The sequence below is a fragment of the Mucilaginibacter metallidurans genome (assembly GCF_003286435.2).
Classification (GTDB): domain Bacteria; phylum Bacteroidota; class Bacteroidia; order Sphingobacteriales; family Sphingobacteriaceae; genus Mucilaginibacter; species Mucilaginibacter gossypii.
In genome coordinates, this window is sequence record NZ_CP043449.1 from 5,420,479 (window position 1) to 5,441,691 (window position 21,213).

General features: G+C 40.1%; 20 protein-coding genes and 1 pseudogene. 15 read left to right on the forward strand and 6 right to left on the reverse strand.

The annotated features are described in order from the left end of the window. Positions 1 to 5 precede the first annotated feature (5 nt). Together DIU38_RS22985 and DIU38_RS22990 are read left to right on the forward strand one after the other, a co-directional pair. A complete protein-coding gene (locus DIU38_RS22985; RefSeq protein WP_112571058.1) occupies positions 6 to 3,203 on the forward strand; it encodes a SusC/RagA family TonB-linked outer membrane protein in 3,198 nt (1,065 codons plus the stop codon). Between the two features lie 36 nt (positions 3,204 to 3,239). Beyond that, positions 3,240 to 4,598: a RagB/SusD family nutrient uptake outer membrane protein gene (locus tag DIU38_RS22990; RefSeq protein WP_112571056.1), complete on the forward strand. Its 1,359-nt coding sequence runs from the start codon at positions 3,240 to 3,242 to the stop codon at positions 4,596 to 4,598. Between the two features lie 46 nt (positions 4,599 to 4,644). Here the strand turns inward: DIU38_RS22990 and DIU38_RS22995 are convergent, their stop codons facing one another. The 4 genes from DIU38_RS22995 to DIU38_RS23010 form a co-directional block, all read right to left on the reverse strand. Continuing rightward, complete coding sequence (locus DIU38_RS22995; protein WP_129567796.1) at positions 4,645 to 4,968, reverse strand: hypothetical protein; 324 nt, start codon at positions 4,966 to 4,968, stop codon at positions 4,645 to 4,647. Positions 4,969 to 5,447: 479 nt separating this feature from the next. Beyond that, positions 5,448 to 6,059, reverse strand: a complete 612-nt coding sequence (locus DIU38_RS23000) for a Crp/Fnr family transcriptional regulator (protein WP_112571052.1) — start codon at positions 6,057 to 6,059, stop codon at positions 5,448 to 5,450. A gap of 149 nt (positions 6,060 to 6,208) precedes the next feature. Then, complete coding sequence (locus DIU38_RS23005) at positions 6,209 to 7,141, reverse strand: helix-turn-helix domain-containing protein (protein ID WP_112571050.1); 933 nt, start codon at positions 7,139 to 7,141, stop codon at positions 6,209 to 6,211. 4 nt (positions 7,142 to 7,145) lie between these two features. Next, a complete protein-coding gene (locus tag DIU38_RS23010; protein WP_112571048.1) occupies positions 7,146 to 7,724 on the reverse strand; it encodes a GNAT family N-acetyltransferase in 579 nt (192 codons plus the stop codon). A gap of 317 nt (positions 7,725 to 8,041) precedes the next feature. Between DIU38_RS23010 and DIU38_RS23015 the strand changes: the two genes are divergently transcribed. Then, entirely contained in the window at positions 8,042 to 10,882 is a 2,841-nt protein-coding gene (locus DIU38_RS23015) for a lantibiotic dehydratase (protein ID WP_112571046.1), read from the forward strand. Between the two features lie 364 nt (positions 10,883 to 11,246). On the opposite strand, the pseudogene DIU38_RS34190 reads toward DIU38_RS23015, so the two are convergent. Next, positions 11,247 to 11,930 (reverse strand): annotated as a pseudogene (locus DIU38_RS34190) (histidine kinase); the annotation flags it as partial. A 92-nt stretch (positions 11,931 to 12,022) separates the two neighbouring features. On the opposite strand from DIU38_RS34190, the gene DIU38_RS33205 reads away from it, so the two are divergent. Then, on the forward strand, positions 12,023 to 12,181 hold the full coding sequence (locus DIU38_RS33205) for a hypothetical protein (protein ID WP_167516256.1): 159 nt from the start codon (positions 12,023 to 12,025) through the stop codon (positions 12,179 to 12,181). 18 nt (positions 12,182 to 12,199) lie between these two features. Here the strand turns inward: DIU38_RS33205 and DIU38_RS23025 are convergent, their stop codons facing one another. Continuing rightward, positions 12,200 to 12,943: a LytR/AlgR family response regulator transcription factor gene (locus DIU38_RS23025; protein ID WP_112571042.1), complete on the reverse strand. Its 744-nt coding sequence runs from the start codon at positions 12,941 to 12,943 to the stop codon at positions 12,200 to 12,202. Positions 12,944 to 13,406: 463 nt separating this feature from the next. On the opposite strand from DIU38_RS23025, the gene DIU38_RS23030 reads away from it, so the two are divergent. The 11 genes from DIU38_RS23030 to DIU38_RS23080 all read left to right on the forward strand — a co-directional run bounded on the left by DIU38_RS23030 (position 13,407) and on the right by DIU38_RS23080 (position 21,213). Then, the gene (locus tag DIU38_RS23030) at positions 13,407 to 14,150 is read left to right on the forward strand and encodes a LytR/AlgR family response regulator transcription factor (protein ID WP_112571040.1); all 744 of its coding nucleotides are present in this window, start codon (positions 13,407 to 13,409) and stop codon (positions 14,148 to 14,150) included. Positions 14,151 to 15,011: 861 nt separating this feature from the next. Then, on the forward strand, positions 15,012 to 15,953 hold the full coding sequence (locus DIU38_RS23035) for a CHC2 zinc finger domain-containing protein (protein ID WP_112571038.1): 942 nt from the start codon (positions 15,012 to 15,014) through the stop codon (positions 15,951 to 15,953). Between the two features lie 5 nt (positions 15,954 to 15,958). Next, positions 15,959 to 16,795 (forward strand): DNA-methyltransferase, encoded by an 837-nt coding sequence (locus DIU38_RS23040; RefSeq protein ID WP_112571036.1) that lies wholly within the window; start codon positions 15,959 to 15,961, stop codon positions 16,793 to 16,795. 121 nt (positions 16,796 to 16,916) lie between these two features. Further along, positions 16,917 to 17,327 (forward strand): plasmid mobilization protein, encoded by a 411-nt coding sequence (locus DIU38_RS23045; RefSeq protein ID WP_112571034.1) that lies wholly within the window; start codon positions 16,917 to 16,919, stop codon positions 17,325 to 17,327. 376 nt (positions 17,328 to 17,703) lie between these two features. Next, positions 17,704 to 18,696, forward strand: a complete 993-nt coding sequence (locus DIU38_RS23050; protein ID WP_112571032.1) for a relaxase/mobilization nuclease domain-containing protein — start codon at positions 17,704 to 17,706, stop codon at positions 18,694 to 18,696. 21 nt (positions 18,697 to 18,717) lie between these two features. Next, positions 18,718 to 19,344 carry a ParA family protein gene (locus DIU38_RS23055; RefSeq protein WP_112571030.1) on the forward strand — a complete coding sequence of 209 codons (627 nt, stop codon included), beginning with the start codon at positions 18,718 to 18,720 and terminating at the stop codon, positions 19,342 to 19,344. Next, the gene (locus DIU38_RS23060; RefSeq protein WP_112571028.1) at positions 19,332 to 19,691 is read left to right on the forward strand and encodes a hypothetical protein; all 360 of its coding nucleotides are present in this window, start codon (positions 19,332 to 19,334) and stop codon (positions 19,689 to 19,691) included. Before DIU38_RS23055 ends, DIU38_RS23060 begins: the two co-directional genes overlap by 13 nt. Next, entirely contained in the window at positions 19,688 to 20,104 is a 417-nt protein-coding gene (locus DIU38_RS23065; RefSeq protein WP_112571026.1) for a hypothetical protein, read from the forward strand. Before DIU38_RS23060 ends, DIU38_RS23065 begins: the two co-directional genes overlap by 4 nt. Beyond that, a complete protein-coding gene (locus DIU38_RS23070) occupies positions 20,101 to 20,385 on the forward strand; it encodes a hypothetical protein (protein ID WP_112571024.1) in 285 nt (94 codons plus the stop codon). The genes DIU38_RS23065 and DIU38_RS23070 overlap by 4 nt, the downstream gene beginning before the upstream one ends. A 3-nt stretch (positions 20,386 to 20,388) precedes the next feature. Then, positions 20,389 to 20,679, forward strand: coding sequence for a DUF4134 family protein (locus tag DIU38_RS23075; protein ID WP_112571022.1), 291 nt, complete (start codon positions 20,389 to 20,391; stop codon positions 20,677 to 20,679). Between the two features lie 228 nt (positions 20,680 to 20,907). After that, positions 20,908 to 21,213: a DUF4134 domain-containing protein gene (locus tag DIU38_RS23080; RefSeq protein WP_112571020.1), complete on the forward strand. Its 306-nt coding sequence runs from the start codon at positions 20,908 to 20,910 to the stop codon at positions 21,211 to 21,213.

Below are 21,213 nucleotides of genomic sequence, written 5' to 3' on the forward strand. Positions count from 1 at the left end.
AACGTATGAAACTAAAACTACTCATCATAATCATCTTAGGTATGTTCAGCCTGAATCTGTTCGGGCAGCAAAACACGAACGGCAAAATAATAAATCTGCAGACGGGAGAAGCCATTGGGGGTGCAACCATTAGATTAATAAAAAGCAAAATAGTAACGTCCAGCAGTGAGGATGGCTCGTTTAATTTTACTGCGGGAAGTTATCCTGATACTTTGGTTGTTAGTCATGTGGGATACAAAACAACACATTTATTTTTGGCTGGCTATACACAGGCGCAGCATTTAATAATCAGGATAGTGCCCGGCACAACGGCATTACAAGAAGTCGTTGTTTCTACAGGATACCAGACTTTGCCAAAAGAAAGAGCAACAGGTTCATTTACTGTAGTAAATAATCAGAAGCTAAATGAACAGGTAAGTACCGATCTACTGTCACGATTAGAGTCTGTTACCAATGGGCTTGTTTTTAACCGTACGACCAGTGCTACGCCTCAAATACAGATACGTGGTTTAAGTACGATCAATGGCCCAACTGCACCATTGATCGTGGTGGATAACTTTCCCTATGAAGGAGATATAACCAATATTAATCCTAATGATGTAGAAAGTGTGACCGTATTAAAAGATGCCGCCGCCGCATCCATTTGGGGGACGAGGGCCGGGAACGGCGTTATTGTCATCACCACCAAAAAAGCCAGGTTCAACCAACCACTTTCCGTTGATCTTAATGCGAACCTGACGTTTGGTAAAAAACCTGATTTATCCTATATCCGGCAAATGGCATCCAGTGACTATATCAATGTTGAACAGGCGCTTTTTAACAATGGTTTTTATGACAGCAGAATAACTGACCCATCACATCCCAGTTTAACACCTGTAGTAGAATTACTTTCAGCAGTACGCAACGGGACTATTTCAGCCACCAGGGCCAATGCACAGATCAATGCTTTAAGAAACAGCGATGTAAGGAATGATTTTAATAAGTATTTATATCAGCAAAGCACGAACCAGCAGTATGCGATCAGTTTAAAAGGAGGGTCTGCAACCCAGTCCTGGCTGTTTTCGAGTGGCTATGATAAAGATCTTAGTAACCTCGCAGCTGGCTACGACCGGGTGAATCTTCATTTCCTGGACTCTTTTAAGCCAATTAATAAGTTGCAGGTCAATACCGCCATATATTATACCCAAAGTACATCGACTGCCGGTAAGCCTGGCTTCGGCGATATTACTTCTTATAATGGCGCTTTGTATCCCTATGCAAAATTTGCGGATGTAAATGGCGATGCATTACCGGTGGCAAAAGATTATAGCTTATCCTATTTAGCTACGCTTCCATCGGCGCAGTTAGAGGATTGGAAATATTACCCGCTTACAGACTACCAGCAAATAAACAATAAGACCAATTTGCAGGACTTAACTGCTAATCTGTCTGCACAATACCAGTTGTTTAGCTTCCTGAATTTTAATATGCAATACCAGTACGAAAGACAGGATTCACATACCAATAATTTACAAGGCGCGGGTAGTTATGCAGCAAGAAACCTGATCAATGAGTTTACACAGATTGATGCTTCAGGCAATGTTACGAACATTGTGCCCGTAGGCGGTATTTTAAACCTTTCAGACCAGTTGATAGAGTCACAAAATTTACGCGGACAGTTCAACCTGAATAAAGGCTGGGGCAAAAACGAGGTCAATGCGATAGCAGGATCGGAAATAAGACAGGTGAACACGACCGGGAACGCGAACAGTTTATATGGTTACGATCCGAGCACCCTCACCTTTGGCAATGTTGATTTAACCAATACGTACCCAACTTATGTGACCGGATCATCCCTGTTTATACCGGACAACAAAAGTTTAACCGATACCAGGAACCGTTTTGTTTCCTTATTTGCCAACGCTGCCTATACTTATGATCGTAAATATACTTTCTCTGCCAGCGCACGGAGGGACGCGTCCAACTTGTTCGGGGTAAATACCAATAATAAATGGAACCCGTTGGCGTCTGCCGGCCTTGCCTGGGATATTTCTAAGGAAGGTTTTTATAAAGTAGGGTTTTTACCATACCTAAAACTCCGGGCCACTTATGGACTTAGCGGTAATGTAGATTTATCCAGAACAGCGGTAACTACGATCAGCTACCAGGGAAATTCACCTTATACACAAACGCCGTATGCGGTATATAATACCTATGCCAATCCTGACCTGAAATGGGAAACGGTAAGGATGTTAAACCTGGCCATTGATTTCAGTGCATTGAATAACAGACTATCAGGAAGCATAGAATATTATCATAAGAACGCTAAAGACCTTTTCGGCCTCGCGCCACTGGATTATACAAGTGGCATAGATTACTATATTGTTAAAAATGTAGCGGCAATGAAAGGTAATGGTATTGATATTACCCTAAACAGCATCAATACTATGGGTAAACTAAAGTGGACAACAGCGGTCAATTTCAGTTTGTATAAAGATCAGATCACCGCCTATTATCTGGGAGATCAAACAGGATATGCCTATGTAGGCAGTTCACCGGTCATTTCAGGAATTGTAGGAAAACCTGTTTACTCTGTTCTGTCTTTTAAATCTGCGGGGCTTGATCCATTGAACGGAAATCCGCGTGGCTACGTAAACGGGCAGGTCAGTGAAGATTATAACACGATTTATTATAATAGCCAGTTGTCTGATCTGAAATACAGCGGGTCAGCTTTACCCACAAAATTCGGATCAGTAGCCAACACATTTACTTATAAAAATTTATCCCTGACCGTAGCAGCCACTTATAAACTGGGATATTATTTCAGAAAGACCTCTGTTGACTATGGGCTTCTTTTCAATAATGGTCAGGGTAATGCTGATTTTGCCCTGCGCTGGCAGAAACCAGGGGATGAACTGCATACCTATGTGCCATCGATGGTCTATCCTGATATTCCTGCACGGGATGCTTTCTATGGCGGCTCCGAAAGTTTGGTAGAAAAGGGCGATCATGTGAGGTTGCAATATATCACCCTCGGTTATGAATTTAACCGGAAAACGATGCCCCGGCTACCTGTTAAGACTCTGCAATTATACACCAATATCAATAACCTGGGAATTATCTGGCGGGCGAATAAAGACCATATTGATCCTGATTACTACTATAGCGGCAATACGTTAAAACCTCCGCTTACGATAGCGTTTGGTTTAAGAACCTCATTTTAATTTACCGTATGCTTAATTCCAAGACAATTAAAAATCATGAAAAAATTCAATCCCATCATTATACTGCTCTTTCTTTGTATTATAGTTTCCGGCTGCAAGAAGTTTCTTGACGAAAAACCGGATGCCAAACTTGCGGTGCCGACAAGCCTTGTTGATTTTCAGGCATTACTGGATAGTTACCCGGCCATTAATAATTTCGATCCGGGATCTGGAGAAATATCAGCCGACAATTATTACCTCACGGACGCGGTTTACCTGGCCCTCCCACAGGAAACTTCCAGAAGAATGTACACATGGCAAAAAGACAATCTGTTTTTACCACAAAGTAATGATTGGTTTTATTCCTACAGGCCGGTATTCACGTCAAACACGGTTTTGGAAGGATTGCACAAGATAACCCTGACTGCAGGAAATCACAATGATTACAATAATGTAAAAGGACAGGCCCTTTTCGTGCGGGGGAAAGCATTTCTTCAGATCGCTGGCTTGTGGACTTCTGCCTATGATGCAAGCACAGCGACTACTCAGCTGGGTATTCCCATCAGACTAACGTCTGATTTTAATGAGGCTTCGGTCAGAAGTAACCTGCAAGAGACCTACAACCAAATCATCACCGATCTTTCTTCCGCAGCTGCCTTGTTACCCATAACACCTTTGCAGGTGATGCGGTCATCAAAACCTGCCGCGTATGGCCTATTAGCCAGGACTTATCTTAATATGAGGCAATATGACAAAGCGGGGCTTTATGCAGATTCCTGCCTGCAATTAAATCATGCTTTATTGGACTATAACACCCTAAATACTGCTGCAAACTATCCGATAGCACAATTTAATATGGAAGTGATCCATGAAAATAAAATTCCTGTTCCCGCACCATTGAGTAATTCAAGAGCAAAGATAGATTCTGCACTTTACCGTTCTTATATGGCAAATGATCTGCGTAAAACGATCTTCTTTAAAGCAAGTACTGGCGGAACTTACGCTTTCAAAGGTAGCTATGAAGGAGGAGGTAACTTATTCGGGGGGATAGCAACCGATGAAGTTTATTTGATCAGGGCAGAATGTTTTGCAAGAGCGGGGAAACTGACCGAAGCCGCAGATGATCTGAACATATTATTAAAAAACAGGTTTAAAACGGGAACCTTTGTGCCGATTAGTGCTTCAGATCAAACTATTTTGCTGACGGCCATACTGAACGAACGGAGAAAGGAGCTATTAATGAGGGGGTTGCGGTGGATGGACCTAAAAAGGTTAAATAAGGAGGGGGCTAATATTACTTTAACGCGAAAGGTAAACGGACAAACTTATACTTTATTCCCGAATGATTTGCGATACGCATTACCCATACCTGATGACATTATTCAGTTAACCGGAATGCAGCAGAATCCTAAGTAAAAGGAAGGCAGTGCTGATTTGCATTGCCGTTCCTTTTTTTGTTTGGTTAATCCTTTGTAGATATGGCCTGATCCCTGATCTGGGTGTCAGTGCGGGCATTTAACCAGGTTTGCAGATCTCCTGTTACGCTTACCACACAAGGCAAGGCTGTTCCGTCACAAGATGGCCCTGAGCCGCTGACAACGGAATAATTTGATGCGGTTTTATCCTGGGACAGCGTGGTGCCATTGAATTGGTATTGAACCGGTGGCAGAACTTTGATCTTATGATCTGGTGCTTTCATCGCAATTGCTGCGCCTACACCTAATACAATTGTAAACATGGCCACTATAGCCATAACTTTGTTTTTGAACAGTTTGGTGTTCATCATGATTGAACTTTTTATAATAGCAAAAAAGGGCTCCAAAAACTTTATATTTATAATTCGATTAATTCGGTTGCTCGTGAGGTGAGCCGCCCCGAAAAGGCTCGTCTGATGTGGCGGGTCTTTTCATGTATTACACGTTGCTGGTGCTACCCGGAAACAATGCAAACTTGCGGTTATGAATCGGACGGTCAAGGAATCTATTAGAAGAGCATGTGTAGTTAGATATTGATCGGATATTTACAATATCGTATCGTAAATATGACTTTATACAACAGAGGATAAAACGGATTGTATAAGTTGCGAAAACAACAGGTATTATCAATCCGCGATTGACCCAGCCCTTTATAAATATTAAGTTTCTCATAGGTTAAATAAGTAGTATAAAGCTACAACTGAATATTCTTATACGGAGTAAACCTCAGTTCAGAAATCAATTACCTTTTGTTCAGAAATGGGTTATTAAATGATAAGCTGCTTCCAAGTTATGGGTGGCCATTGTCCTTGATGAGACGACTGAGCGATTGTGGAGTAATACCGAGATAAGACGCAATGATCTCCTTTGAAATTTTTTGTTCGATTTTAGGGTGTTTTTGAAGTAAGTCCAAATATCTTTCCCAAGCTGAAAGACTAATCAGATCATGAGTTCTTTTTGTGTGATACGAAACATATTGCAGCATTAGACATCTGATAAATATTTCGGCATACGGAAACGCATCAATAAGGTCTGACAGTTGTTGCCTCGATATAGACAATAATCTGCTGCCAGGCATCACCTCAATATATAATTGGGATGGAGTGCGTTTTAAAAAGCTTTGAGGTTCTGTAATAATGGTTTGCTCATCCCATAAGCAGATAGTGTACTCTTTCTCCTTTAGTTCATCGTCATAATAACCCCTTGCCATCCCATTTTCGACAAAATAGAGGTGATCAGCTATCTGGCCTGGATTTAACAAAAGCTGACGATGGGTATGATGGCTAAAACCAATTTTTGAATTGATATAATTTATTAACTCTTTGCGATTTGCCTCATTTGTCAGTTCTTTCGGAAGCGGATTCATGCTGAAAAGCACGTCAAATAAACGATGTGTCTGCATAGGAATATTCTAGAAGGTGGAACTTGCAGGAGATCTTAACTCCTATAATCTGGGTCAAATTTACCGTGCCGGCGAGGTGATCTAAATACTCAAATCAGGGATATGGTATTACTAAATAGGGGTATATTTAATGACAAACGAGCGCAAAGTTATTGTTCGCGACGATTCTGCAGTTTATGAATTAACGCCGCCCTGTTATTTACTAAGGCTTTTCTGAAGATATTTTGAATGTGCTTTTTAACGGTTTCACTTGAAATAAACATGCTATCGGCGATTTCGCTATTTTTCATTCCTTTATACAATTTCTGAACGATTAGGATCTCTGTTCTTGTTAAACTGTAATGCAAGCAACTAGCCAGGAATTCTTCCGGGCTGATACCATCAATGGCCGATTCATTAAGTTTCCGATTAAACTCCTGTCTTGCATTGGTGACAGATTTAGCCAAATAAAGAACTGTGATTATGATGATTCCCGTATTCGTGCAAAGCACTTCTATTAACTGACTTTCTTCTACCAGGCCGAAGAGTGCTAATGCTAACCAGGGAGTAACCGCACAGTACATCGATACTTCCTCCAGGTATTCGTTCTTATTACGATTTACCTCATGCTTATGCCGAATCGCCGTAAACATAACCCAAAGCAAAACAATCGCATAAATAAAGGGTACAATCATCCCAAAACGGATATCTACATTTAACTTGCCATTTATCGCATAGACAATGACAAAGAATATAAGATAGGGAAGCATCAGGAACAATGGTACTCCGAACAGTGCGTGCCAACGCAATTCTTTCAGTTCAAATCCTCTATAAAAATAATATGGGAAATAAGAAGCCATAAGAAAACCAGTGCCGTAGGCAATCATTTCCTGGATGTTAATGGGGATATTAATTTTTGGATCAGGAAAGAGGCCGCCGGTGATATTGTATAACAGCATTAAAAACAGCAATAACAAATATCGGCCACGATTTTTATCTCCCGGCCAATAAAAGTAACTTGCCAACTGGAAAATGAACATCAAGATTTCAAGTCCAATGAATATAGCGGTTACGATATGAATTTGAGTTCCGAATACCAGCATAATATTACTTATCTGGCTCCCGTTTCAAAAAGAATAGGGTATACCCCAATTCCAATTGATTATAGGTGTGAAAACCAAGTACTTCATACCAGGGTATGTTCCTTAAAGTGGAAGTTTCCAGATATACCGGTAGATGTTTTCGGTTTGATTCAGCAATGATCTCTTTCATTAATTTGCTGCCGATGCCTTTGTGCTGAAATTCCGGATCAACACCAATAAACCATAGATAGGCTATATTTTCTCTGGGTTGCAATTTTTTGATTTTTTCCTCACGCTTTAATGCTTTGCTTATCCCGCTCAGGCCTACGGCTTGAACAATCAGCCTTATATCAAGCCATATTGACTTTAGCGTGGTACGTTTTTGTTGCGGATACAATATTAATGCACAGGCATTTTTATCATCAGATAACCATACTTCGCCAAATAACGAACATATCTCATAAGAGTAATCCATTAATGCTTGTATACGTCGCGCTCTTTTCTCATCCTTTCTGATGATGAAATTTACACTCTGGTTATCTTCAAATGAACTAATTAACACCTTTATCACCGTTGTTTTGTCAACAACTTCAGCCTTGATCATAGTTAGATAAATAAAGTAAATAGCAGCATTCTACTTCACATCTCAATTTATCTGTACCTGTATAAAATAACTTGCTACGAATATTTTTCAACAATGCGATAAGTCGAGGTGAATAAAACCGGATAAAATTAACTATTGTTTAATTATCGTTTACCAATTGGTAAGGTCAGTATCTCCCGAATATTTAGCTGTCTGTCCCGAAAAAGCCCTATTGTATAGAAAATGGTCAGTAAGAGCAGCTAACAATCATTCTTTTGAAGAAATAAAACGCATCAGGTTCAAAGCGAACTACCGCTACTATTTGATAAGAATGTACCATGAAGTTGAAAGTATTAGATATGCCCCTTTGCCGAACGCCTGTGTTCAGTGTAACAGATGACCTGAAGGAAAGATGGCAGAATTTGAAAATACTTATTAGCCAGGCATCACCTTCGTTTTATAAGATCATTGAAAATTTAGAATTTCACGAATTAGAAACAGGCGACAAAAAAATAAGCTTTTCCGTATGGAAGTATTTTAACAGGGCTAAATATAGGGCAACGCCTTTTGGGGGCTTAGCCGCGTTTACTATCCTTCCGTTTTCAACCGACACATCACCCTTAGTCTTGGATGGAGATTTGTTAAGCAAACACTTTGTAGACTGGCAGCAAAAGGATTCATATACAAACGATGTTACCAAAGTCGTCCATGACTCGGTATGGTTTCACACCAATTCTTCGGTTTATACGGTTGGGGATGAAATTCGCTTTATTCGTATCAAACATGGATGTTTTGAAATGGCTTCAGTAATAGGGTTTCCGGAACTTAGTGCTATTATAACCCTGTGTAAAGAAAAAACTACTAAACAGGAAATTTACGATCACGTACAGTCTAATTTCGATCTGCATATAAAATCTATTGACGGACTGCTCGAACAACTTTTAAACCTTCAGCTCCTTTTAACTGAGTTGTTTCCAAATGTAACCGGTGAAGATTATTTTGAAAGGTTAAATTTTGAAAAGTCTGCATTAACCAGTATGTACACTATTTCAGAGCGCAGATTTATCACAGGCGGTTTCAGCGAAAGAAAGGTCAAGGAATTTCCAGGTTTGATAAGATTTTTACAATTGAATTTATCCGATGCTGGTAATAGCTCATTGACTACCTTTCGTAACGCATTTCTTAAAAAGTTTGAAAAAACTGTTGTTCCACTCAATATTGTAATGGACCCCGAAATCGGGATTGGCTATGGCAACCTGGGCGATCAGTTGAAAGATCAGGTGCTGATTGATATCTTAGAAACTACACGACAAAACGAACGGTCTTTACAAATTCCTAATTCCAAATTATATCATTTTCTATTGGACTCGTTAATAAAGGGCGGCGATATCCGGCTGGAGGAGTTCGACGGGCCCTCAACTCAAGTCTCGAAACCTCTACCAAATACCTTTAGCGTCATGTATCGCTTTTTTGGCGATCAACCTGTTGTAGAAAATATGGGCGGCTGTACAGCAAATGCATTAATTGGCCGTTTTACTATTGCAAGCCCGGAACTTGAAAAACTGGGCAAGCAAATCGCATCCATAGAAAAAAAGGCAAACCCTGATATAATTTTTTTCGACATTGCCTACCAAGCTGAAAGGCAAGTCGACAATGTAAACCGGCGAAAACAACTTTATGACAACGAGTTGCCCATACTGACCTGGTCATGTAATCCGTCGCCGATAAGTTTTGACGATATTCTTGTTGGGATTAGCAATTCCGAGGTAATTCTTTGGTCAAAGAAACTTGGAAAACGACTGGTCCCGCGTATTCCATCAGCATACAACTATACCCGTTCAGATTTGGCTGTTTACCGATTTTTGTGTGATCTCCAACATCAGGGCATAAAGTCTGACCTGAGTTTTAAAATCCAGCAATTTTTCCCTAACCTCCAACGCTATCCGCGAGTAGTATATAAGAGTATAATTATTTCACCAGCCATGTGGCTGTTGCCAAAGGACATCTTACAAAATTTAGAAGCAGGTCACCAATTAAAAGCGCAGGCCGCTTTGAATTACTGGCTTAAAGTAAGCCAGATCAATTTTCGTCTTAAGGCAGGCTTTGCAGATCAAACTTTATGCTTTGACCCTGCTATAGAAGCAGATAAAATTGCTTTCCTTCATTTTTGCCGCCAGAACCAACAAAAGGCTATATACATTTCCGAAGCGTTAATAACAAACGAATTAGACATTACAGATGACAAGGGTAAACCATATGTAGCCGAATATATTGTACATTATGGACATGAAGGTAATATCTATTCTGGAAGTCAATATTTAACAAATTTCACGGAACATAATCGGCCCTTAAAAAGTATCTCTTTGCCAGGAGGTGATTGGCTGTATTTTGAAATATATTGTCTTCCTTCCAAAAGTAACGCTGTGCTGACTAACCAAATTGCTGCTTTTTTGAAAGAAGGTGAAAAAAACATAAAAAAATGGTTTTTTATCCGGTATGAAGACCCTAAACCACACCTTCGGTTACGCCTGCAATTAAAGGATATATCTCAAGGTTACCTTACCATTAGTCGCTTAAATTCATTAATGGAAGAAGATTGTTTAAGTGGATTAATTTCCGAAATTCAAATAAAGACTTATTTCCGGGAGGTGCATCGATATGGCGCTACGAGAATTGACTTTGTTGAAAGTTTTTTCTGCACCAATAGCAAATTGATATTGTCTTTGCTGAAAAAAAAATACACTACCGCGTATCTATATGCTGATACTTTAAGGTTAATGAAACGATTTTTAGAACTCTGTTATCAAGATCTAGCTGCCCAAATAGCCTTTGCCACTAAAATGGCAAATAGCTTTAGCGAAGAATTGAATATGAATCCGGAAACTTTTAAAAAAATAAATCAGTCATTCGAGAAGCACAAAGAGGCCAGGCAAGTGCCCCCAGTTAGTGGTAGGTTGGTTCGTTGTTGCGAAAAGCAATTTCTTAAAATCATGAATCGTTGTGATAACAACATTGATCGAGCTAGTATGCTAGGGGATTTATTACATATGCACGTCAACCGATTATTTTTGTCTGACCAGCGGAGTCATGAGGCAATATTATATCATTACCTGGTGAAAAACCTAAAGACTCACCAGGCCCTTTCAATTGTGAAAAGGGGATACCCAACTGAACTTTAAAATGATTGGTATCATCCGTATGATAGTAAAATGTTACATCATCGCCATAGGCGTATTTTAATCTATGTTGTATGTTGCTTAAGCCCATATGGTTTCCAGCAACCTTTTTTTTGTTGTCTATTAAATTGTCGGTTTCGATAAAAAGTGCCCCGTCTTTCAAATAAATACGGACCAATGCATCGTGTCCGTGCTCTGTTAAGTTACCGTGCTTAAAAATGTTTTCTACCATTGTCAGCAGTACTAAAGGAATTAAATGTATTTGCCGGACATCTTCTTCATACTGTAATTGAAAACCTAGCCCGTGATTCTTTCTGATTTGATTCAAATACAAAAGATTTTCTACCTGGTCTATCTCATCTCCTAAAGGAATAAAGTCACCCATTTTGTCAGAATCTATTGCGTAACGCATCATTTCAGCCAGCGTTATAACCGTATCAGCGGCAGTTGGGGAAAGGGATACAATATTGTGATAAATAAAATCCAACGTGTTAAATAAAAAATGGGGATTAATTTGTGCTTTTAGGAAAGCATTTTGGGCTTTAGTCAATTCCTGCTCGGATTTTTGCCGATAAATGATGTCATTTAGTCGCTGTTTTTCAAGCTCATTTGTCTTTCTTTTTTCTTTATTGTAAGTAATCAGAAAAAAGTAGCCTGTTGCAAAGCCAATAAAATAAAGATCTCTAAAAAAAGTTTTTAAGCTATACTGAAAGTTTAACACTAGAGAGCCTTTATTAATAAGAACGTGGATATTGATTAGCAATTTATCCACAAAAAAAGATATTAAAATAAAAACCAGTATTTCCAGCAATAGGACAAGTGGTAGTTTCCACATTATAGTTTTGCTGGTTTTCAATGCCCAGGGTAAAGACCAGTTGGCATGTAAATAAAAAAGGAAAATTATAATAACATAATGCGCAACATATGTTATTGGATTTCCAAATACGCCCAGAAGCCAACCGATTGTAAGCGATTCATATAGAATAAATACGATCCATATTAATATATGGAGCCTGTATTTTTTAAGCCAACTTGTAAAGATTCCTTTCATGATAAACCTCCTTTCTGAATAGAATTTTACCTATTCCAGATAACCATTTTCAATGCCGATTAAATTCACGATAAGTTTCATAAAAAAAGCTTATGAAACGCAAACAATTTAAAATTATCGACACCACACTTTTGGTGTACAAATCCTCTAAATCTTTAAAAAACATTACAGAAACAGAGGGTACTGATCCAACAACGAGCATGATCACAATGACAAAAACTGGCATCTTCGGTGCCGGCAATTCAAATTAATCCTTTAAAGGCAAGGCGTTAATCCTTACGCTTTGCCTTTATCAATTTTTCCGACATAAATGTTGTAAAATCCTTTTTATAATATTCTCCAATAGTAATGCTAAGGCCATTGACCATTTTAATAGTATTGCCATCAATAGAGTCAATATGATCCTTTCCAATAATATAGCTTCGCTGGAATTGCTCAAAGTTTGGGAATTGCCTGAATATTTTGGAAATTTCGGTCAACGACATATAGGTGAGTACTTTTTTGGTTAGCGTATGGATCAGCACATAGTTTTGTTTGCTTTCCACAGCAACAACCTCGTCATACCTGATTTTTACAATCTTTAAATTGTCGTCCTTGTTCTTTACAAAAAAATAATCATCAGGTGCCTTTATATCTGTTTGGGACTTCTCGTCTTTTGGAAAGAGTTTAGTAATGGTAGCGGCAAATTTGGATAGCGTATAAGGTTTCAACAAGTATGCATCAGCCTCCACTTCAAATGCTTCATAACCATATTGGGTATAAGAGGTTGTAAACACCAGCTTACGGGTTTTCTGCCGGATCTCCTTGGATAACTCTATCCCTGTAATTTTAGGCATGTCAATATCCAAAAGTATCAGATCAACCATATCGGCCGTAACCAGGTCAATTAAGGCCTGAACCGGATCAGTATAAGACTTGACTACACTCAAATTTGGAATCGAACTGATGTAAGTTCTCAGTCCCTCAATTGCATAGGGCTCATCATCTATGATAATGCATTTGTTTATGTCCATATAATAGCAACTAATTACGTTTAATCGTTATTCGTTCACATTAACACGTTATTCTTGTAATATGTGTTTTCCAAACGATAACGATGGCAAAAGGCATTAATTAATTAGGATCTTATATCGGGCACTTCTACAACGATAGCTATCTATTTTAGCACCTCCGCTTATCGCGTCAATCTTACAGTAAAGAAAACGAACCCTTCTATGTAGAAAACATCCCCTTTTGGGTAATTAAAGTGAGCTTTCTCCTTTTTACGATTAAATTAGTGAAATAGTTGTTTTGAGGCATGTCGATCAGGCCGAAATTATCGACATTGCTCATAATGAATGAGTTAAAAAAGATTGAATTGTATATTCGACGATAAAATTATTACACTTTGCAAAAGATTAGTTATTTTGTATTAAGTAAGTTCTATTTACACTGCTCTTATGGACAAATTTTTGATCGGCATAATATTAAGAACCTATGTTGAATTGTATTATTATTGATGACGAACAATTTTCTGTTGATGCAATTCTAAAATACATCGAACTTCTCCCAAAACTTTATGTTGTGGCAATTTACAATAACCCACTTAAAGCTTTAGAAAATGTTACCCTGGAGAATAATATCGATTTGATTTTTATGGACATAGATATGCCTTTTTTGTCCGGAATCGAATTAGCAAAAGCTTTAAGGCCTAAAACACAAAAACTAATATTTACAACGTCTCACTCTAAATATGCATTTGATGCATATGAAGTGGAAGGCGATGCCTATCTATTAAAACCCTTTAGTTTTGGGAAGTTTTCAATGACAATCAATCGGTTGTTTCCGAATGAAACGGTTGCCAAGATCCCAGAAATAAGCCACGGCGATGATTATTTTATGGTAAAAAATAAAGAGGAAGACTTGCGGATCGTAAAGGTTGGCTACAAAGAAGTTATCGCTTTTGAAAGTTCACAAAATTATTTGAAGATACACTTGGCAAATAATAAGGTCTTAACCGTTTATTTAACGATTAAAGATATTTTGGAACTCTTGGGATCACGTGATGAATTCAAGCAGTTTCACAGGGCCTTTGTTATTTCGACCGATTGCATAAATTACATAGAAGGCAACATTGTCAAAATGAACAATAATTTATCATTCACCGTTGGCGAAAGTTATCGCGAAAATTTTACATCCTACTTGTCCGGCAAGCTGCTTAAAACCTCAAGGAAGCGGTAAATTCAAATTCAGGTAATTAACAATTACAAGCCGGTTAGCTCTCAGGTTACGACTATTAGAAAACTGATTTTTTTCTAATAGCTGTCTTAATGATATAGCTGGTTCAGGTACTATTAAATGAATTGTTATCCCGATTTTTATAAAACAGCCGTTCTTCCGTACCAATATTCAGTTTACTTTACAAGTATAAAACTGTTTAAGAACCATTTTAAACGCCAATAGAAGCGTTGCCATGGTAACACTGGCTGAATTGTCTGATATCAACTACCGCAGCTTTCATACGCTCCGTTGGGCTAAACCGCCCCCTCCATAAGTACTTACTCAGCATTTTGCAAGAGCCTCGAAATTACTTTAGCTGAATTTATGGGTACTTAAGAATTAAACAACTAGCTCTTTATTAATATTTTAATTATTCTACTCTCCGAAAAACAGCTCTTTTCTGCACAGGGGTGAAAGCTTTGTTTCACCCCCTTTCACTGGTTACGCATATCCATATCCGCTTGCTTTGCCTACATGATTACCACAACGGTAATCGATCAACCGGTTTCGACTGGTGATCAAGCGAGCGTTATTTGACATGAGGGGATAAAGCATTATCCGGCGGGGAGCCGGAAATTTCGCGAAGGTGAGCGTAAAGCCGCAACAATCTGAAAACGCGAAGGCAGGCTGGCAGCCCGGATCGTAGGATCTGACGTGAGTAGTCCCGAAATATATATACCGGCAGAAGCGAATTTCTCGGGACCAATACCCGCTGCCGGTACACTACGCTAATCGTTAGTACGACACCTCATTTTCTTTGAACAGGTGTCTTTTTATTTTTTGCCGGTAACCGGCTTTCCGTTTAACTCAAATCCATTATTTATGTCAAAGTTATTAACCGCCAGGGAGCTGAAGGAACAAGCCTCTCTGGTAGACCTGTTAAGTCGTTTGGGGTATCAGCCCGTCCCTAAGCGTGGTCGTGAAAAAATGTACATTAGTATGCTGCGGGACAATGATAGCAATCCGTCCTTTAGTGTGAATGATGATCTTGGCGTATGGTTTGACCATGGAGCCGGAAAAGGCGGAAACATTATTGATTTTGGTTTGGCCTATTGGAAAAATTTAGGATTTAACGAAGTCGTTAAAAAGATACAGGACGTATGTTCTATTGAACCAACTGAACCAAGGATTTTGCGACCTCGAAAACCTGTCAAGGTCAATCATGTAGTGGAAAAGGTTAGGCCCTTGGGTGCACACCCGGCTATCACGGATTATCTAAAAAGTCGTGGCGTTTTCGAAGTTGCAAAATTTTACCTCAGCGAGGTCTATTATTTTTTAGAAGATGAGAATGATGTTCGTAAACATTATTTCGCGGCAGGCTGGCTCAATGAAAATAATTCATGGGAGGTCCGCAACCGGTATTTCAAAGGCTGTATGGGACACAAAGGAATTACCTTTATACCCGGCCACCCTAAAAAGGCGGCCTTATTTGAAGGCTTTCTTGACTTTTTGAGTTGGCGTTTTGACAATCCCGAGGCGGACCATAGCATTATCGTTTTAAACACGCTGACCTTATTACAACAAGGCATTGCCAAAGCAAAGGCCTTTTCCTGTCTTGACATCTACTTTGACCGTGATAAGGCGGGCAAATTGGCCAGTAGAGATTTCATAAAAGCATTACCCTATGCTACGGACCGTTCATCCGCATACGACGGTTTTAACGATTATAACGACAAAATTAAAGCGCAACTGAAACTACCAGTTGCGGAGGATGGAAAAAAGAATAATTTCTTCTCCAACGTACGGGTACCTTTTGCAAGGTAGGCGTCATGGATATTCCACTATCGCATTATTTAAATACAGTAATCGAAGGTGATTGCCTGGAAATAATGCATATGTTTCCAGATCGTTCTATTGATTTGGTTTTGTGTGATCTACCTTACGGAACCACATTAAATCCTTGGGATATCCCGATTGATTTCACCTTGCTTTGGTTACAATATAAGCGAATCATTAAACCCAACGGCGTTATTGCACTAACTGCCGCTGGCATTTTTACCGGCGCAGTTATCCTAAGCAATCCAGCTTGGTTTAAATATAAGATCGTTTGGATCAAATCAAAGTCCACCAATTTTTTAAACGCCAAAAAACAACCGCTCCGGCGGCATGAGGATATCTGCATTTTTTATAATAAGCAGCCACTTTATCAACCTCAAATGATACCCGGCAAACCTTATAATAGAGGGTGGCGGAGAAAGACAACCACAGGGTGCTATGGGGAGTACAAACCTTCGCCTATTTTAAGCACCAGCGGGGACAGATATCCTTTTGATATTTTGTTTTTTGATGAGGAAGAACCCGACGATTGGTTTTATTGTAAAACCTGTGAGCATGAAGAAACGAGGCCTTATCATCCGACACAAAAGCCGGTTGACCTTGGCCGCTACCTTATTCGGACGTTCACCACACCTGGAGCGGTGGTACTGGATAACGCCTGCGGTTGCGATTCTTTTTTGATTGCCGCTATCCGGGAAGCCCGGAATTTTATCGGCATCGAGAAAAATAACGGGGCCTATCATCAAAAGGTTAAACCCATAGATTTTGTTAAAATAGCTAGGGAGCGGATAGCGGCAGAGCCGCCGCCCAACTTCTTATTTAATGGGTGAAACTCCAAATTGATAATCAGGATTTCCGTTGCTTTTGCAACGGCAAGATGTCTTTTTGTTTCACAAAAAGTCTCTTGCCCTTCCAGGGGGGAGATAAAAAACTTCGCAACTCGTTTTTTCTATGGCTGACCTAAAGAAGTTAATCGGGAGACCAAAATTAGCGGAGGGCAAACGAACCAAGTTTATCAACGTCAGGTTTACTGAAGTGGAATATCGGGAAATTGCCGACCTCGAAAAAGAGCTGGGTATTTCTAAAACAGATCTGATCAGAATGCGCATGCTATCCGATGCGAAAAAAGTCGTAATCAATTCCCGGGAGTTAATTAGATACATTGACAGCGCCGGCGCTGAAATGGGAAGAATTGGAAATAATATCAATCAATTAGCCAAACATGCCAATACGCTAAGATTAAAAAGTGCATTAAACCCGGAGGTTATTACGCAATTCAACTTTTTGTTTGATGAATACATCCATGTTCAACAGCAATTTGAGGTGTCCCTTCGTAAAATCATCAGGGCAATGGGCATTTGAATTCGTGCTACCCTTGTAATCGCAAATTAATCCGGTATGTGTTATCGTATATTAAAACAAGCTATACGGATAAGCAAGTCGACAGATCACAAGATCGATAGATTAGAAGATTCGGAACTCGTAAGATAGCCTGCTTGTTAGTTCGGCAGATCGCAAGTTATGCTGATTCCCTGATCGGTAGCTTATTAGCTATTGAGATAAGCTGATTGGCTGATTTTAAGATTCGCAGATCAGGAGATCGTAAGATTACCAGCTCGTGAGATCGGTTGCTAAGTTGATTGCCAGCTACTAAGATTGCCTGATTGGTAGCTATCGAGATCGGTTCATTTAAAAATAAACAGATCGATAGATAGGTTTTCCTAACGCTGATTAATCAATGATCGCTCACATTCTTGAAAAGCCTTCCCGAACATTTGCCGGTGTGAAGTACAATACGAACAAAGTTGACCGGAATACAGGCGAACTGATGCTGATTGCCAACTTCGGTGCTATCCAGGCACTCAACAATCCCCGGCCACAGGATCTGGTAAACTATCTGTTAATGATTTCAGCACAGAACAAAGGCATTACAAACACACAATTCCATGCCGTCGTTTCGGCTACCGGCCGCAGTTATAGCAAACAGGAATTGACAAAAGCCGCAGTGATGTGGATGAAAGAAATGAAGTACGGCGAGCAACCTTATCTCATTGTCTTTCATAAAGACACAGATAATAACCACGTACATATTGTGAGTTCCCGTGTAGGAAAGGACGGAAAGCAGATTGACCGCGATTACGAACAGGTGCGGGCAGTCCGAAATATGAACAAAGTGTTAGGCTATGACTTTGCTATGCAATACCGGTTTAGTACTAAAGCACAGTTCTATCTGATACTGGAAAACCTACGCTTTCTTGGCCGGGATTACCTCAATGAGGAAAAGATTCAAAAGCGAATACAATCCTATAAACCAGACAAAGCACGAATAGCAGAATTAAAAGGATTGTTTATGATCCACAGAGCAGACACTGATTTTGTCCGGCAGATGAAAACGCAATATGGACTTGACCTTATATTTCATTCTTCGGAAGGTAAAGCGCCATACGGTTATTCGGTCATCGACCATTCCACAAAGCAGGTCTTCAAAGGAAGCGAAATCCTTAACCTTAAAATGCTTTTGGATGCGGACATCAATATTGGTCTGTTACAACACCCGCCAATCATTGACCTATACGACTACCTAAGTGAGAACGCAATAACCTATTATTCCGAACAGTCCACGGAACCAATCTACATTCAGCCGGTGATGATTGCCGATGATGTAGACGACCAGCAGGTGCTTGGCATGAAACGCCGGAGGCAAAGGAAAGCAAGAACAAATACCCGGTAAGGGATAAATCCATGAAAAATTATGATCTGTTTATTTGGCAACCAAAAAGGGGGCGTGGGAAAAAGTACGCTCACCGTCCTATCCGCGAACTACCTGAGCCTGGCTAAGGACTGGCCGGTGACTATCATCGATATGGACTACCAGCAATCCATTTCGCAAAAATTTGAAAAGGCAAAGGTGCTGGAAAATGAAGAGCCTTACGATGTACTGCCGGCGAACCTCGAAAGCTTTCCTCCTTTAATACCCGTCCTGACAAAAAATAAAAAGGATGCGATTTTAATCGACCTGCCGGGTAAGCTCGACGATGACGGGCTCATACCGGTTTTTACATCAGCTGACCTGGTCGTATGCCCGTTTGCTTATGATGAATTCACTTTCGAATCGACTGTTTTATTTACGGTCGTTCTAAAAAAAGTTAATCCGAATGTGGAGGTGGTTTTTGTTCCAAATAGAATCAAAGCCAACGTGAAGTTTGAAATTATGAGTGAGGTAAACGAGCAGCTTTCCAAGTTCGGCAAGATCACCATGGCGATCCCTGATCGTATTGACTTTCAAAGGATCACCACCTTCCAGACGCCCTTATCCCTCTACGGAATTATCACCCCTGTTTTTGAAGAAATATTTGCCGACCGCTTATGGAAAAAATGAAATCATTAGCCGACCAGCTACGCGAAAAAATGGTGAAGCCCGCCGAAAACCCTGGCAATGACCAGCCGGATACTGTAGCAGTTAAAAAAAAGGCGGCTGTATATAAAACCGACAAACCACCCGATGCACCCATATTAAAACTGTTAACCGACTATGATAACAGCGATCATAAGACCATGGTGCATTTCCGTTTTGACAAGCAGACGGTTGATTTTCTCAATCAATTTAAAATAGCGACGGGTGTGGACGCCACCAAATTTGTGGCCTATTCCGTCCGGCAGTTTATCAGTGCACATCCCGAGCTTAAAACAATAATCAAACATTTTATACAAAAATCCTACTTATGACACAGCTTAAATTTTTACTCAGCTTGTTCTGTACCTACGCGGCCTATTACACTATAGTTATTATTAAGGACCAAAAACGCCAAAAGCAAGTGGCAGGAACAGCAGTTGAAGATACGGTTATTGAAGTAGATGTTCCGAAAATCCAACCGTTGATCCCACCGGAGAGAAAGGTGGATAAGTTACTCGTTCATGATACCGTGGTGAGGTCACTATACGCCTACGACAACAGTGACCACAAGCAAATGGTGCATGTGCGTTTTGACGCGCAGACGGTTGACCTGCTGAACAAGTTTAAAATGGCTACCGGTACTGATATAACCAAATTTGTCGCTTTCGCGGTAAAATACCTTTTTGAGTCCAATCCTGAACTCAAAAACATCATCAAACTATACTTACAAAATACAAAATTATGACTTGGATTAAATTCGCATTATGGCTGCTCGGCGTCTATGCCGGCTATTACACCGTCCTGATTTTTTGGGATTACCTGCGCACAAACCGCGGCGAAACCGGAAGTGACAAACATGAACTCACTTTTGTTGAGGACATCCATCCCATTAAATCATTGGTGGAGGAAATAACCGGTTCCGGTAAGGAATCGGCTGTGTCTTTTTCCGGTGGTGTAAGCCTTAAACAGCTTTTCAATCTCGCCCGTGAGGAATCGGTCGAATACATCAAATCCGTTAGCTTCTAATGAATGAAATATCTCCTGTCTGTTTGTTGCTGCCTTATAAGCGCAGCAGCATTTGCCCAACCCGGGATTACCGAGATGCAGCAGGCTAAACAAGACCTGTCTTCCACCTTCTTTTCCGCCTTTGATTGCTGCATGGTTCTCGCCTGCATATTTGGACTATTCGGTGGACTTAGAGTTTACCATAACTGGCAAATGGGTAAGGATCGGATAGATTCGGCTGTTGCAGCCTGGTTTTTTGCATCTTTCTTTATGATCCTATCGGGTCCTTTTTTACGGGCATTGTTCGGAATCTGAATGCCTGTTTTTCTTTAATGCTTCTTTCCCTTGAAGCTGTAAAAGATTCCTGTCTGTACCTTCTTCAAAGTTTAAATCCTTCTTGGATTTGACCGGCAGTATTAGTCTGCTATCCATCCTGGGTGAAATAATCGGGGCGTGTTCGTGATCTGAACGCTCTTTTAGCATAACCGGCCTGCTCCCGGCAGGCTCTAAAAGATCTCCGCCTTTATTTTTTTCTCCAAATTAATGTTTTCAAAAACAAAAAAGTTATGGGCTTCAGCCGTATTGCTGGCCCTTTCGGTTCCCGTATTTGCCCAAAGCGGCGTTAACGGTCTGAACACTGCAACCTCTACCTTAAAAACCTACGTAGCCCCAGTAACCAACATTACTTTGGTGATCGGCGGCATCGTTGGTATCGTCGGTGCCATCCGCGTCTATTCCAAGTGGAACAGCGGTGACCAGGATATCAATAAGGAATTAATGGGCTGGGGAGGTTCATGTGTCTTTCTCGTTGTTTCCGCATTGGTGATCAAAGCTTTCTTCGGCTTGTAA